Origin of the sequence: Sagittula sp. NFXS13 (assembly GCF_040148795.1) — a bacterium.
Classification (GTDB): Bacteria; Pseudomonadota; Alphaproteobacteria; order Rhodobacterales; family Rhodobacteraceae; genus Sagittula; species Sagittula marina.
Genome location: NZ_JAGEMH010000001.1, coordinates 740,118 through 754,486, shown reverse-complemented (window position 1 = coordinate 754,486; position 14,369 = coordinate 740,118). Strand labels below are relative to the sequence as shown.

Here is a 14,369-nt window from a genome sequence, read left to right as displayed (position 1 = left end):
GCGCCCTGTTCGGTCAGTTAGCGCAGCGCGACCCCGGCGGGGACGGCCACGATCAATCCGACCAGCGAGAGGATACCGGTGATCTGGGCCAGATGCGTGATGATCGCGTCCGTCCCTAAAGATCATCCGAGCTATACCCGGATCCTGCGCGCCGCGGCTGGTTGCGTTGCTGTCGGTCATGGCGAGACGGCCGCGGAAGATTAGGCCTGCGACTGGGTGAACAACGCTTCGACGAAGTCGCAGTACTTTTCGCGCCACGCGTCATAAACCGGTGCGGTTGCTTCGCGGAACGTCTCGGTGTTGATCTCGCTCACCTTCGCCGCCTCGGATACGATCGCGAGCAATGCCGCATTGGCCTCGGTGGCGTTGCTGCGCTGGTACTCGGTTGCGGCGGTCGATGCTTCGGAAAGCCGGCCATTTTCCGCGTCCGACAGCTGTGCCCATGTCACTTTGCTGGCCAGCAACGCCGGGAACTCCCGCTTGTAATCGGACAAGGCCATATAGTCCTGTTCTTCCTGGATCTTCTGGCTTTCGCTGTTCACCGCGGGATTTTCCCGTCCGCCGTCAGTCAGCAAGTCCGCGCCATCTAAGTGCATATCGAGGTCCGCCTATTCAGTCGCACTGGCCGCAAGGTGGTGCAGACCGAAGCGGGAGAACGGTATTCCCGGCCCGGTCCGGGACGAGATTGAGCGCATCACCGTGGCCACTGGGCAGACGCGGGGCGTGAAGTCCTTCATCCTTCTGAACATCCGCGTGGCGCCGACCTTCGCCAACAAATAGGTTCCCCCGCGCCTACCCGGTTTTATCAAAAGCAGCCGGGCATAGAGCTTCGCCTCGATGCCACCAATGCCCAGCCGCCGAAGGAGGAACCGCCAGATAAACCGCGGAAATCTCAGGGCAAGGCTCTCTTGCCTCCTCCAGCAAGTGTTCGGGCACACATTTTGAATAACCTCTGCTCTGAATGCCTGCTTAGCGCTCTGGACAGATGCCAGCGACCGTGACAATTTGTGCGTGATGGTGCCCCGCCCTTCAAGGGTGGGCTGAAAAGGGAATGCGGTGCGGGTTAACGCCCTATGCCGCAACTGCCCCCGCAACTGTAAGCGGCGAGTGCCCCGAAATGACCACTGGACCCATTCGTCCGGGAAGGTTCGGGACCACGACGACCCGCAAGTCAGGAGACCTGCCATCTCCGGTATGCGGTCCGCATATCGCAGTCACCTTCAATCCTCGGGCGGGGTGCCTCGGGAGAAAGCAGGCAATATGGTCCGATCCGACCTTTTGACATCGCTGTCCCTCACGACCCGCGTCCAGCTGCGCGGAGGGCGCTATGCTACTTGAACGCACGATTTCTCAACTTGATATTGGCCCGGTCCATCCCGGCCGCGCCACGGAAATGGGCCGCATGGGATATCTGCAATGGTTGGGCGCCCTGCCCGGCCACAGCGGATACGCCGCAGAGGCGCAGCGCGCACTTGCCATGGCGCAAATCTTTGCCGACGGCTCACCGGCCGTCGCGGTGTTTTGTGCGCTGCTGCGCCAGTCGTTGGACACACCTTTGCAGCCGATGACCCTGGCGCCACCACCACGGGTGCGGCGCGGCGGCGCGCGAACCCGTCGCCTGATGTCATAAGCACCGCTGGACGGGCTGATACCGTCACCATCTGCCTTAGAGTGTAACACCTTCTCGGGAAATGCGCCTTTTCCCGACGAGACCGAGAGACTACAATTGGGCAAAGTTTAACGTCCCATCCAAGGATACCCGAATTGACAGACCAGCCTAGCCAGACCCAGCGCGTCGCGCGTGCCGGATTGCAGATCAGCCCCAAGCTTGTCACTTTCGTAGAACAAGAGGTGCTGCCCGGCACCGACGTATCTGCCGACACTCTATGGGAGGGGCTGTCCACGCTGGTGCACGACTTTGGACCGCGTAACAAAGCGCTGCTGGACAAGCGCGAAGATCTGCAAAAACAGATCGACCAGTGGCACAAAGGCAATCGCGGCGGCCCGCACAATGCGGTGTCCTACAAGGGGTTCTTGCAAAAGATCGGCTACATTCTGCCAGAGGGGCCGGACTTCGAAATCGAGACCGCCAACACTGATCCTGAAATCGCGAAGGTTGCCGGCCCCCAGTTGGTGGTTCCTGTGACAAATGCGCGGTTCGTTCTAAACGCTGCAAATGCGCGCTGGGGCAGCTTTTACGATGCGCTCTATGGCACAGACGCCATGGGCCCGATCCCGACGGGTGGTTTCGATGACGGGCGTGCGGCCCGCGTGGTCGCACGTTCGGCTGTGTTCCTCGATCAGATATTCCCGCTCGAAGCGGTGTCTCATGCGCAGGCTCAGGCCTATCGCGTGGTGGATGGCGCGCTTTTGGTGGATGGCTCACCGCTGAAGGCGCCCGCCGGTTTTGCCGGCTACACCGGCAGTGCAGACGCGCCAACCTCCGTCCTTCTGCGCAACAACGGCTTGCATGTGGAACTCGTGTTCAACCCCGACCATCCCATTGGCAAGACGACGCCCTCCGGCCTTGCGGATGTGCGGCTGGAAAGTGCGATGTCCGCCATCGTGGATTGCGAGGACAGCGTCGCCTGCGTCGATGCCGAGGACAAGACCACTGCCTACCGCAACTGGCTGGGCCTGATGCAAGGCGATCTGTCCGAGACGTTCGACAAAGGCGGCAAATCGGTCACGCGCGCATTGCATGACGACCGGACCTTTACCGCGCCGGACGGCTCGACCCTCACGCTCAAAGGGCGCGCCTTGCTGCTGGTGCGCAACGTCGGCCATCTGATGACAAACACGGCGATCCTCGACCGCGACGGTCAGGAGATCTTCGAAGGTCTGATGGACGCGATGATGACCGTTCTCATCGCCATGCACGACCTCAAAAAGACATCTGGCGCGCGCAATTCCCTGTCCGGCTCCGTCTATGTGGTGAAGCCAAAGATGCACGGCCCGGAAGAAGTCGCCTTCGCCGATGAGATCTTCAGCCACGTGGAACAGGTGCTTGGCCTGCCGCAATACACTGTGAAGCTTGGCATCATGGACGAGGAACGCCGCACCTCGGTGAACCTCAAAGAGTGCATCCGTGCCGCCAAGAGCCGCGTATGTTTCATCAACACCGGCTTCCTTGACCGCACCGGCGACGAAATTCACACATCGATGGAAGCCGGGCCGTTCTCGCGCAAGGATTTCATCAAGCGCAAATCGTGGATCACCGCCTACGAGAACCAGAACGTGGACATTGGTCTGGAATGCGGCCTGTCTGGTCGCGCACAGATCGGCAAAGGCATGTGGGCGCAGCCCGACAACATGTCCGCCATGCTAGAGTCCAAGATCGAACATCCGCGTGCCGGTGCAAACTGCGCATGGGTGCCCTCTCCAACGGCCGCCACGCTACACGCCACGCATTACCACAAGGTTGACGTTCTGGCGGTTCAGGCCAAGCTCGCCGAGGGCGGACGCCGTGCCTACGTCGAGGCCCTGCTGGACATTCCGCTGGCCACCTACCGCAAATGGACCCGCGATCAGATCCGACGCGAGGTGGAAAACAACGCGCAAGGCATCCTGGGCTACGTGGTGCGCTGGATCGATCAGGGCGTGGGCTGTTCCAAGGTCCCCGACATCAACGATGTCGGCCTGATGGAAGATCGCGCCACCTGCCGCATCTCCGCCCAGCATATCGCCAACTGGCTGCACCATGGCGTTGTCTCGCGCCAGGAGGTGTCCGAGATCATGCAATTCATGGCAGAGGTCGTCGACCGCCAGAACGCGGGCGATCCGCGCTACCGCCCCATGGCACCGGGCTTTGACGGCATCGCCTACAAGGCCGCCTGCGATCTGGTATTTGAAGGGCGCGAGCAACCGTCCGGCTATACCGAGCCGGTGCTCCATCGCCGCCGCCTGGAGCTGAAGGCCCAGGGCTAAGCGCTAGTCTTCAAAGGTGCGCGGCGTGCGTTTCCCGGTGATCCGGTGCCAATGCTCGTCCGCGCGCTTTTCAAAGGTCGCAGCCTCCCGCGCATCGCTTTGGTAAAACGCGCCGCGCGGGACATTCTCCACATAGGTTTGGTCGACCCAGCCTTTGGGGTCCTTATGCGGCAGACGATAGCCCACATGGCCCAATTTCTTGGCGCCGGCATAATGCGCGTCCCTCAGATGCAACGGAACGGCCAGCTGAGGGTTGGAGCGTACATAAGACAGCGCCGCGCCGATGCCGCGACAGGCAGCAGCGGACTTCGGTGCGCGCGCGATATGCAGCGCGGCGTGGGCGAGGATGATCTGCGCCTCAGGATAGCCGATGCGCTCCACCGCCTCTGCCGCCGCAACAGCGGTTTGCAACGCGGTGTTGTCGGCAAGGCCAATATCTTCTGACGCGTGAATCATGATGCGCCGTGCAATGAAACGCGGGTCTTCGCCCGCATGCACCAGCACGGCGAGCCAATACAGTGTCGCATCAGGGTCCGAGCCACGCATGGATTTGATAAACGCCGAAGTCACGTCATAATGCTGATCACCGGTGCGATCAAAGTTCACGGGCGCGGCGGCATAGACCTCGTCGATCATGGCCTCGGTGACCTGCCCGGTGTGACCAATGGCGAGGCTCTCCAGCGTGGTCAAAGCGCGCCGCGCATCCCCACCAGACCGCCCGGCGATCAACGTGAGTTGGTCGTCGGTCAGCTCGATGTCCACGCTCTGCGCTTGCAAAAACGCCACGCCGCGCCGGATCACATCTTTCATATCCTCAAGGCTCAACGGCTCAAGTTTCAGCACCTGAGACCGGGAGATCAGGGCCTTGGGGATGGCATGATAGGGGTTTTCCGTGGTGGCGCCGATGAAATCGGTGGTGCCTTCTTCACAGATTGTCAGCAGATCATCGGCTTGGGTGGACGACAGGCGATGCACCTCGTCCACAAACATCAAGATTGGTTTGATCCGTGCCTCGTCGGCAATTTTGCGAATGTCCTGCACGCGCACCCCTGCGGCATGCAGAATGCGGAACTCCTTGCCCAGCATGTTGCCGACCGCGCGCGCAATCGAGGTCTTGCCGATCCCCGGAGGCCCGTACAACAAAAGGCTGCCAAGCGCATCAGCCGCGATGCGCCGCCGCAGGATCGACCCTTTGGCCACCAGCGGCTGCTGCCCGATCACCTCATCCAGCGTTGTGGGGCGCAGCACATCGGCCAGCGGACGGCGGCGGTCAGACGGCGCTGCGTCGAAAAGATCCATGGTCGCTCCTGTTGCGGCTCGCCCCGTCCTAGACCGAAGGCTCGGGCGCGACAACGGCTTCGCTCTCGCGGAAGTAGCGCACAAAGACAAAGCGCCGTCCATCGGGCGCCCAGCAAGGCACATTCAACGTGCCCTGCCCACCGAACAGCCGCACAAGCGTCTTTGGCTCGCCACCCTCAATGGGTATGAGCCGAAGTTCCACATCGCGTCCGAACGGATGGCCTTCGGTGCCTTCGGGGTAGCTGAGGTACACAACGTGCTGACCGTCCGGCGAAGGATGTGGAAACCAATCCACACGCGCCCCGTGCGTCATCTGTTGCGGGTCGCTGCCGTCTTGCCGGACCCGCCACAGGCTGGAGGGCAAATCGCCGCGTTCAGAATTAAACCAAATCCACTGACCGTCAGGTGTGATGTCCGGCCCATCATAGTGATGCGGACCACCGATCACGCGACGCTCCGCTCCGCCGTCGGCAGGTATAATGTAGATGCCAAAAGTTTCATCTCGCACGGCGGTGTAAATCAGGTTTGCGCTATCGGGCGTCCATGCGTGCCACCAGCTTGGAACATTTTGCGTGATGCGCGTCGGCGTGCCTCCGGCAGCGGGAAGGACATAGATACAGGCTTTCCCAGTCTCGACCTTGTCGGAGACTGCCATGAATGCGCCATCGGGCGACGGACCGTGATCGTTGTTCAACTTGTGGAGCGGGCCCGTGTCGATCTGCGTCAGCTCAGCTGTCCGGAGGTCCAGACGGTAAAGCTTCCCCTCGCCGTTCACGATCAAGCCTGCGCCGTCCCGCGCCCAGTTGGGCGCTTCCAACATATTTGGACTGTCGAGCACAACCTCGGTGTCTCCGGTTTCCAAATCGTAAATTTCGACACTGCTGCGCATCGCTTTTCCTACAGTCTGACCCAAACCAAGATTAGCGTAAGCTTTGACCTGGGGCCAGAGCTGCGCTTGACAGGTTCACCGCAATCCGCACGAGACTCTTACCGCAACATATTGATATTGCGTGAGGTTTCTGGTTTTTAAATGAATTAAATCAGTGTGAAACACCTGCGATTGAGACAATAGTTTGACTACTCCCTCACTCTCGCATTCGCGGAGTCGCATTCTGTCACCCGAAAGATCTGGCCCTTAGGACGCAACACGCGATCCCGGCGTAATTTTTCATCGCCCCCTCCTTGGCAAGCCGATCCGACCCGCCTATATGTCGAGTGTCCTTTCGGGGACTATGAGCATAAACGCGCATGTAATAAACGGATCGGACCCGGGGGCGGTACCCGGCGGCTCCACCAAATATCTCTTCGTTTGAGGGATCTTGGGGCCGAAACAGGATCGACGAACGCGTAAAGATGTAGCTTTGCTTCGGTGAGATACCACCGTTATCGGTTCACAAAGTACAATTGCAAACGACAATCGTGCTCCGGTTGCTCTCGCAGCGTAAGCTGTTCGAGTGATCGAAACTTAAGCCCTTGCGCCTAGCAGCGTAAGGCGGGGTTCGCAGGTACCTGGCAACAGAAACCTGCACTTTATCCCTACCCCGCCAAGTTTATGCCTTCTTCTTAAAGACGGGTATTGACCGGCCTTGGCCCGCCGCTACCTCCGCTTCACCAGAACGGAGCACACAATGTCCGAAATCGTGAACATACTCATTGCAGTGATGACCATCGCATTTGGCGGTTTTGGTTTCTTCGCGCCGCGCTTTACCGCAAAGACATTGGATATGGCTCCCACTGCGTCGACGATGGGACTGTCAGAGTACCGCGCTTCAGCCGGCGGGTTGTTTGTAGCAGTTGGCCTTGTGTGCATCGCGACCGGTGCCGGCTGGGCCTACGCCATGCTCGGCGTGGCGTACGCGGGTGCCGCCACCGGCCGCGCAGTCTCCATGATCCTCGACAAGCCGCCGCAGCCCAAGGCGCTTATGTGGTTTGCGCTCGAAGCGTTCCCTGCGCTTTGGTTGATCCTGGTGAACTGGCCCGAGGCCTGATTTCTTGCGGTTGTTACACTGCCGATTTAACGCAGATGTATGACACCGCTTCGCGACATCTTATTCAGTTTTGCCCGCATTGGCCTGCTGTCGTTTGGCGGACCTGCCGCACAGATCGCCCTGATGCACCGCACGCTTGTGCAGGAGCGCAAATGGCTTTCTGAGCAACATTTCCTGCGCGCCCTGAGCTTTTGCATGTTGCTGCCGGGACCGGAGGCGATGCAGCTTGCGACTTATGCGGGCTGGCGACTGCGCGGCACGCTCGGCGGATTGATCGCGGGCTGCTTGTTTGTGCTTCCCGGTGCGATCGTGATCGCTTGCCTTGCATTGGCCTATGCTCAATTCAGCGCGCGCCCAGAGACCGCCGCCATCCTTCTGGGCATCAAGGCGAGTGTTATCGCAATCATAGGTCAGGCGCTGTACCGGCTGTCGCAGAAGGCGCTGCATGGCAGAATCGATCTGTTGATCGCAGGTTTGGCATTTGTGGCTTTGTTCGCTTTCCGCTTGCCGTTTCCGCTGATAATCGGCCTTGCCGCGCTTTGGGGTGCGCTGCGTCAAACCGCACCGCTGACGGAAATCGCACTCAAAGACTACAAAAAGACGCGTCCCTTCACGGTCATAATATGGCTCATGCTATGGCTGGCTCCCCTGCCCGTCCTATGGCTGTCCGGCCAGATACTGCTTTTCGACCTCGCTGCGTTCTTTGCAAAACTCGCTGTGGTGACATTCGGCGGCGCCTATGCGGTGCTCGCCTACATGGCCCAAGAGGTGGTGGAAGTCCGCGGCTGGCTGACCGCGCCAGAAATGATCGACGCGCTGGGGCTGGCAGAAACGACGCCCGGCCCGTTGATCCTTGTAACGCAATTCGTCGGACAACTGACCGGACAGGCCGCAGGCGGCACAAAGATGGCGCTCGCGGCCTCCGCCCTGACGCTGTGGATGACCTTTGTGCCATGCTTTTTATGGATCTTCGCGCTGGCCCCACATGTCGAAAACCTGTTGCAGCGCCCGCGCTTGCAATCGGCGCTCTCTGCCATCACCGCCGCAGTGGTCGGTGTCATTGCCAATCTGTCGCTTTGGTTCGGGCTGAACGTCCTGTTCACACCGCATTCCGACGGCCTCCTGCCCGATCTGGCGACGCTCAGACCCGACGCATTGGCATTGGTGGTACTTGGCGCGATGCTGTTGCGCCTTAAAACCCCTGTGCCACTTCTGTTGGCAATTTGCGCGGCCGCAGGTTGGGGCTTGGGTCAGGCGGGATGACCCCCCTTTCGTTCCGCGCCAAAACCAATATGATAGGGCCAACAAAACCAAAGGCAGACCTCATGTCCGACAGTATCGATTACGGCAAGCTGATGCACCGCGCCATGCGGGGGCTGATCTACGAAGTCCTGCAAGGTGTGGCCGCTGACGGCCTGCCGGGCGATCACCACTTCTTCATTACGTTCGACACCACCCATCCGGATGTTGAACTGGCGACCTGGCTGACGGACCGTTATCCGGGCGAAATGACGGTGGTTTTGCAGAATTGGTATGACGACCTGGATGTGCGCGAGGACGGATTTTCCATCACTTTGAACTTTGGCGATGCGCCAGAACGTCTGGTGATTCCCTATGACGCGATCCGCACCTTTGTCGATCCGTCTGTGGAATTCGGGCTTCGGTTCGAAAGCCAGGAAGTCGACGACGAGGATGACGACGACCCAACACCGCCGGATGATGGCCCCGACGGACCTGACAGTGAGCCCGTGCAGCACGATGCCGAGGTCGTCAGCTTGGATCGCTTCCGGAAGTAACCACATCTAAAGCTTGGCGCAGTAAAAACTTCCCGATTGGTTTCAGTCGGGATGTTTCGTTTGAGCTCTATCAATTTTGATGCGCTGGATTACGTCGCGCAGCCGGTCTTTGTGCTCCGGCCCGACAAGGATGGCAGGCCGGTCTACATCTTCTGGAATCGCGCAGCCGAAAACCTCAGCGGTCACAGCCGACATTATGTGTATAACAAGACCGCACGCGACATCTATCCCGGCGCCTTTGGTGAAGGTGCTCAACGCAGGCACGAGGAAACCCTGCACAGTAAGCAGGCGCAATCCTACGATATAATGCTCTCTATCGACGATGAACCGATCGAAGTGCGCGTCACTCTGCACCCTATCCTGAACTATGACGACTCTATGCTGGCCATCGTGGGAACGTCAGTCGTTCTCACGTCGCTGCGCGCCTCCCAACAACTTGAGCTGGAGACATACGCCATGATTGAACGCGCTCGCGACGAGATGGAGCGCTATCTCGCATTTGCCGCCCACGATCTGCGCGCACCGATGCGCCAGATGGCCGGACTGGCAGAGATGCTTCAGGAAGAACTGCCAGCCGATGCGAACGAGGCCCGGGAGTTGGCCAGCATGATGGAGCAAGTCAGCCAAAAGGCTCAGGAACTGATTACCGACGTGTTGAAATTCAGCGAAGCGACCAATGCCACGGTAAAGGTCGAGAGCTTTGACCTGCGGCTGCTCGCACGGGACATTTTTACGGTGCTGGACCCCGCGCAGCGACATGATCTTGGCTCTGACGGCGGACGGATCACCGGTGATCGCACAGCGGTTCAGATCATTCTGCGTAACCTCGTCGACAATGCGATCAAGCATTCTGAAAAGGATCGCATCTGGCTGCGCATTCAGCTGGACGATATTGGTGACGGTCTGGACTTGCTGGTGCTCGATAATGGGCCGGGATTGCCGGAGGGCACCTTGGATTTCCTCGAAGGAAAAAGCTACGAGTACGGTCAAGGTTTTGGCCTGCTGGGCCTCAGGCGCCTTGTGCAGATCCGACAAGGCACCATTCAGGCAGTGAACCGGCCTGAGGGCGGCACTATGTTCCGCATCCATTTGCCTAATTTGCGCTATCAACAGGCGTTGGAGGCAGGCTGAAAAACAAGGGACACTTCTCCTCCAATTGGGGCATGGCCTCGCGTCAGTCTGTTGGGTAGACCTGTACGCAAAGCCGGATTGCCCAAGGGCACATTTTGGGGTATCCGGCATACAATCGCATACACATGCTCATCGCTTCCAATTGCAGGAGAGCCCCATGACCGCCACCCGTACCGAAACCGACAGCTTCGGCCCGCTCGAAGTCCCCTCAGAGAAGTATTGGGGCGCGCAAACTCAACGTTCGATCATGAACTTCCCCATCGGTTGGGAAAAGCAGCCGGTGGCCATCGTCCGCGCGCTCGGCGTGATCAAGAAAGCCTGCGCCATTGAAAACAAGGCGACCGGCAATCTGGATGCCAAACTTGCCGACGCCATCATTCAGGCCGCTGGCGAGGTGATCGACGGCAAGTTCGACGACAACTTCCCGCTTGTGGTCTGGCAGACAGGCTCTGGCACGCAGTCGAACATGAACTCCAACGAGGTGATCGCCAACCGCGCGATCGAGATCCTCGGCGGCGTGATCGGCTCCAAGGATCCGGTGCACCCGAACGACCATTGCAACATGGGCCAGTCGTCCAATGACACGTTCCCGACGGCCATGCACATCGCCTCCGCCATGATGGCACGCGACGTTCTGATCCCGGGCTTGACCAAACTGGCCGAAGGGCTGGAGGCCAAAGCGGATGAGTTCAAGGACATCATCAAGATCGGCCGCACCCATACGCAGGACGCAACGCCGCTGACACTGGGGCAGGAATTCTCCGGCTATGCCATGCAGATGCGCAACGGTATCAAGCGGATCGAACAGGCGCTGCCCGGCATCTACGAACTGGCCCAGGGCGGCACCGCCGTGGGCACCGGTTTGAACACCGTCGAAGGCTGGGGCGAAGCCGTCGCCGCCCATATGGCGGAGATCACCAGCCTTCCCTTTGTCACGGCCCCCAATAAATTCGAGGCACTGGCGGCGCATGACGCCATGGTCTTCATGTCTGGTGCCTTGGCGACCACCGCGGGTGCCATGTACAAGATTGCCAACGATATCCGCTTCCTCGGATCCGGCCCGCGCTCCGGTCTGGGCGAGCTGATCTTGCCCGAAAACGAGCCGGGGTCGTCGATCATGCCAGGCAAGGTGAACCCGACGCAGGCGGAGGCCATGACGCAGGTGGCCGCTCACGTGATGGGCAACGATGCCGCGATCAAATTTGCCGGGTCGCAAGGTCATTTCGAGCTGAACGTCTACAACCCGATGATGTCATACAATCTTCTGCAGTCCATGCAGCTTCTGGGAGATGTGGCCGACAGCTTCACCGAGCGGATGCTGAACGGGATTCAGGCCAACGGCCCGCGCATCGAGAAACTGATGACCGAGTCGCTGATGCTGGTGACGGCGCTCGCGCCCACAATCGGCTATGACAACGCCACAAAGGTTGCGAAGACGGCGCATAAGAACGGCACCACGCTGAAGGAAGAAGCCATCGCGCTGGGATTTGTCGATGCGGAGACCTTTGACAAAGTGGTGCGTCCCGAACAGATGGTCGGGCCCAAAGCCAAGTAAGGCTGCAAGGGTCCATCCCTCACGCCCCCCGTTGGCTTTACCATGACACAGCAAACAAACGCGCCCCGAGAAATCGGGACGCGTTTTTCTTTAGCGAAGCTTTAACCCGCGATAACGTGAGGCGAAGTGGCTTGAAATGCGGCCGCCCAGTGCGATGTTCTAACGGATGAAAAGACGCGCGTTCCTTGCCTCCGCCCTCGCTCTGCCTGCCTTGCCCGGCTTGGCACAAACGGATCCGTTTGCCGCTTTTGCCGGACGATACGATCAGTTCCGCTCCATCATGGTGCAACGCGGCCATGACAGTCTGGTGGCGGAAACCTTCTCTGGTCCCGGATTGGATGCGATTGCAAACATCAAGAGTTGCTCCAAAAGTCTTGTGACGCTTCTGCTGGGCTGCGCCATTGATCGCGGCGAAGTGGACTTGGAGGATATGCTGGCCGAGGTCGCGCCAAGCCTTGTTCCGGCGGACGCGGCGCCAGAGGTCTCAGAGATCACGCTGGGCGATCTGGCCTCCTTGCGAGCGGGATTGGAACGCACGTCGGGGTCGAACTACGGCAGCTGGGTCGCCTCCGGCAATTGGGTGCGCGATGCGCTGTCACGCCCCATGGTGGCAGAGCCGGGCGGGCCGATGCTGTATTCAACCGGGTCGACGCATGTACTTGGCGCGGCGCTGTCAGAGGCCACCGGGCAAAGCCTGCTGGCGCAGGCCCGCGCGCGCATTGGGCAGCCTTTGGGCATCGACGTGCCGGCGTGGACCCGCGATCCCCAAGGATACTACATGGGTGGCAACCAGATGGGACTGACACCGCGCGGGATGCTGCGGATTGCGGTGATGATGCGCGACGGTGGACGATTCGCCGGGCAACAGGTTGTTTCAAACGATTGGGTTACTCGTTCAACCCAGCCTCTGACGCGGTCTCCCTATTCCGGTCTGTCCTATGGTTACGGCTGGTTTTTGAGCGCCTCGGGCTGGGTTCTGGCGCGAGGCTATGGCGGGCAGATCATCGCAAGCCACGCTGAACGCGACCTTGCAGTGGCGATCACATCGGACCCGAACCGCCCGGCCAGGTCCGGCGGATATTTCGGCGCGCTCATGGGCCTGCTCGACGGCCCTATCCTGCGCATTTGAATAAATCGTGATGGACCATGCGCATGTTGCCGCGCTATCCTTTCCTTATGAGCAACATCGTGAACCTCAACACCTTTCGCAAACAAAAGGCCCGTGGCGCCAAGCGCACAGAGGCGGACGCCAATGCCGCGCAGCACGGCCTGTCCAAGGCACAAAAGGCCCTCGCCAAGGCGCGCAAAGACAAGGCGGACAAGGACCTCGACGGTCACGAAAGCGAATGAGCGGTCGACCGATCAAACACTCGCTTACCTTGCAGGGGCATCGCACGTCGGTCTCTCTGGAGGATGTGTTCTGGCGGGAATTTCGCCGTCTTGCGGAAGAGGAAGGCATGGCTCTGAACGCGCTTGCCGCCGCAATTGACGAGGCCCGCGATCCAGATGTCGGCCTCGCGTCCTCCATCCGGGTTTATGTCCTTCATCGGCTGATCGAGCAGCGCGACGCCCGCCCCTAAGGGTTCGCCGGGAAGACAAAGCACCGATCGCGGCGCAGCGTCAGCCACATGGGCGTGCCGACCTTGGGCAGGAACACATTGGGTACGGTGGCCTTGAGCACCTGTTGATCGTGGTCCATCAGAAACTCCACGAGGCTCTCCGACCCCATGAAACGTGCCCGCCGCACCACACCCCGCGCCGGAGTGCCCGCGATGACCGTCGGATGCGGTCCTTTGCCACCACGGTCAAAGTCGATGCCCACGTGTTGCGGCCGAAAGACGATGTCGACCTCTGTGCCATCGGCAACACCCGGCGCCATGAATTGACCAAACGGAGTTTCTGTCAAAGCGCCTTGGACTCTACTGCGCAAAACATTGATATCACTGAAGAACGCCATCGCGCCCTTATCGGCAGGCGCGTTGAAAATGTTATAGGGCGCGCCCTGCTGGACGATGCGCCCGTCACGCATCAGCGCGATCTCGTCCGCCATGCGCATGGCCTCTTCGGGCTCGTGCGTGACCAGCAGCACAGCTGCCCCGGCTTCTTTCAGCAGGTCCAGCGTTTCGTCCCGAATCCCGTCGCGCAGCCGGTTGTCCAGGCCGCTGAACGGTTCATCCATCAGCATGATCTTCGGCTCGGGCGCCATGGCACGGGCCAGAGCGACGCGCTGTTGTTCCCCCCCTGAAAGGTGGTGTGGATAAAAGTCGATGTAATGCGCCAGCCCGACACGGTCGAGCAGCCGTGTCGCCGTGGCCCGTTTTTCCGAGGCGCTGGTCCGCAGACCAAAGCTGACGTTTTCGCCGACACTCATATGCGGAAACAACGCGAAGTCCTGAAACATCAGGCCGATGGAGCGACGTTCCGGCGGGATCCGAAATACCGTATCGCAGACCAGGCTGCCATCAACGTGAATGGTGCCTTCATCCTGCGTATCGACGCCCGCGATCATGCGCAGAGTCGTGGACTTTCCGCAGCCGGAGGGACCGAGCAAGCAGGTCACTTGCCCGGGCGCGATAGACAGTGACACGTGATCCACCACCGTCTGGCCGTCGAAGCGACGGACAAGGTTGCGGATTTCCAGTCTCGGGGGAACGTGGGATGCGCTCACGCGGT

At 60.2% G+C, this 14,369-nt stretch carries 14 protein-coding genes, 1 other RNA gene and 1 riboswitch; of the genes, 11 read left to right on the top strand and 4 right to left on the bottom strand.

The features are described from left to right. Positions 1-200: 200 nt before the first annotated feature. On the bottom strand, positions 201-575 hold the full coding sequence (locus tag J4E08_RS03590; RefSeq protein ID WP_349537314.1) for a type 2 periplasmic-binding domain-containing protein: 375 nt from the start codon (positions 573-575) through the stop codon (positions 201-203). Positions 576-998: 423 nt separating this feature from the next. Continuing rightward, a riboswitch (cobalamin riboswitch) is annotated at positions 999-1,202 on the top strand. Positions 1,203-1,327: 125 nt separating this feature from the next. Between J4E08_RS03590 and J4E08_RS03585 the strand changes: the two genes are divergently transcribed. Then, complete coding sequence (locus J4E08_RS03585) at positions 1,328-1,630, top strand: hypothetical protein (RefSeq protein ID WP_183964665.1); 303 nt, start codon at positions 1,328-1,330, stop codon at positions 1,628-1,630. 134 nt (positions 1,631-1,764) lie between these two features. Next, on the top strand, positions 1,765-3,927 hold the full coding sequence (locus J4E08_RS03580; RefSeq protein ID WP_349537313.1) for a malate synthase G: 2,163 nt from the start codon (positions 1,765-1,767) through the stop codon (positions 3,925-3,927). A 3-nt stretch (positions 3,928-3,930) separates the two neighbouring features. Here J4E08_RS03580 and J4E08_RS03575 read toward each other — a convergent pair whose 3' ends face one another. Both J4E08_RS03575 and J4E08_RS03570 read right to left on the bottom strand, forming a co-directional pair. Then, positions 3,931-5,226: a replication-associated recombination protein A gene (locus tag J4E08_RS03575; protein ID WP_183964661.1), complete on the bottom strand. Its 1,296-nt coding sequence runs from the start codon at positions 5,224-5,226 to the stop codon at positions 3,931-3,933. Positions 5,227-5,254: 28 nt separating this feature from the next. Next, entirely contained in the window at positions 5,255-6,115 is an 861-nt protein-coding gene (locus tag J4E08_RS03570; protein WP_349537312.1) for a TolB family protein, read from the bottom strand. Positions 6,116-6,404: 289 nt separating this feature from the next. Between J4E08_RS03570 and ssrA the strand changes: the two genes are divergently transcribed. The 9 genes from ssrA (at position 6,405) to J4E08_RS03525 (ending at position 13,276) form a co-directional block, all read left to right on the top strand. After that, positions 6,405-6,756, top strand: a transfer-messenger RNA (tmRNA) gene (gene ssrA / locus J4E08_RS03565). 98 nt (positions 6,757-6,854) lie between these two features. Then, entirely contained in the window at positions 6,855-7,214 is a 360-nt protein-coding gene (locus J4E08_RS03560) for a DUF4345 family protein (protein ID WP_349537311.1), read from the top strand. Positions 7,215-7,253: 39 nt separating this feature from the next. Then, positions 7,254-8,477, top strand: a complete 1,224-nt coding sequence (gene chrA, locus J4E08_RS03555) for a chromate efflux transporter (RefSeq protein WP_349537310.1) — start codon at positions 7,254-7,256, stop codon at positions 8,475-8,477. A gap of 62 nt (positions 8,478-8,539) precedes the next feature. Further along, a complete protein-coding gene (locus J4E08_RS03550) occupies positions 8,540-9,010 on the top strand; it encodes an SspB family protein (protein WP_183964654.1) in 471 nt (156 codons plus the stop codon). Between the two features lie 60 nt (positions 9,011-9,070). After that, positions 9,071-10,141 (top strand): ATP-binding protein, encoded by a 1,071-nt coding sequence (locus J4E08_RS03545; RefSeq protein ID WP_349537309.1) that lies wholly within the window; start codon positions 9,071-9,073, stop codon positions 10,139-10,141. Positions 10,142-10,298: 157 nt separating this feature from the next. Further along, positions 10,299-11,696, top strand: a complete 1,398-nt coding sequence (gene fumC / locus J4E08_RS03540) for a class II fumarate hydratase (RefSeq protein WP_349537308.1) — start codon at positions 10,299-10,301, stop codon at positions 11,694-11,696. A gap of 166 nt (positions 11,697-11,862) precedes the next feature. Then, on the top strand, positions 11,863-12,825 hold the full coding sequence (locus J4E08_RS03535; protein ID WP_349537307.1) for a serine hydrolase domain-containing protein: 963 nt from the start codon (positions 11,863-11,865) through the stop codon (positions 12,823-12,825). A 23-nt stretch (positions 12,826-12,848) separates the two neighbouring features. Continuing rightward, positions 12,849-13,046 (top strand): DUF4169 family protein, encoded by a 198-nt coding sequence (locus tag J4E08_RS03530; protein ID WP_349537306.1) that lies wholly within the window; start codon positions 12,849-12,851, stop codon positions 13,044-13,046. After that, entirely contained in the window at positions 13,043-13,276 is a 234-nt protein-coding gene (locus J4E08_RS03525) for a ribbon-helix-helix domain-containing protein (RefSeq protein ID WP_349537305.1), read from the top strand. Before J4E08_RS03530 ends, J4E08_RS03525 begins: the two co-directional genes overlap by 4 nt. On the opposite strand, the gene J4E08_RS03520 is transcribed toward J4E08_RS03525, so the two are convergent. Then, positions 13,273-14,364 (bottom strand): ATP-binding cassette domain-containing protein, encoded by a 1,092-nt coding sequence (locus J4E08_RS03520; protein ID WP_183964639.1) that lies wholly within the window; start codon positions 14,362-14,364, stop codon positions 13,273-13,275. The genes J4E08_RS03525 and J4E08_RS03520 overlap by 4 nt on opposite strands. Between the last annotated feature and the right edge of the window lie 5 nt (positions 14,365-14,369).

Bases quoted from the DNA above. Each gene is read 5' to 3' on its own strand.
- J4E08_RS03570 (WP_349537312.1), bottom strand. From the start codon at position 6,115: ATGCGCAGCAGTGTCGAAATTTACGATTTGGAAACCGGAGACACCGAG.
- J4E08_RS03560 (WP_349537311.1), top strand. From the start codon at position 6,855: ATGTCCGAAATCGTGAACATACTCATTGCAGTGATGACCATCGCATTT.
- fumC (WP_349537308.1), top strand. From the start codon at position 10,299: ATGACCGCCACCCGTACCGAAACCGACAGCTTCGGCCCGCTCGAAGTC.
- chrA (WP_349537310.1), top strand. From the start codon at position 7,254: ATGACACCGCTTCGCGACATCTTATTCAGTTTTGCCCGCATTGGCCTG.
- J4E08_RS03525 (WP_349537305.1), top strand. From the start codon at position 13,043: ATGAGCGGTCGACCGATCAAACACTCGCTTACCTTGCAGGGGCATCGC.
- J4E08_RS03550 (WP_183964654.1), top strand. From the start codon at position 8,540: ATGTCCGACAGTATCGATTACGGCAAGCTGATGCACCGCGCCATGCGG.
- J4E08_RS03530 (WP_349537306.1), top strand. From the start codon at position 12,849: ATGTTGCCGCGCTATCCTTTCCTTATGAGCAACATCGTGAACCTCAAC.
- J4E08_RS03575 (WP_183964661.1), bottom strand. From the start codon at position 5,226: ATGGATCTTTTCGACGCAGCGCCGTCTGACCGCCGCCGTCCGCTGGCC.
- J4E08_RS03585 (WP_183964665.1), top strand. From the start codon at position 1,328: ATGCTACTTGAACGCACGATTTCTCAACTTGATATTGGCCCGGTCCAT.
- J4E08_RS03535 (WP_349537307.1), top strand. From the start codon at position 11,863: ATGAAAAGACGCGCGTTCCTTGCCTCCGCCCTCGCTCTGCCTGCCTTG.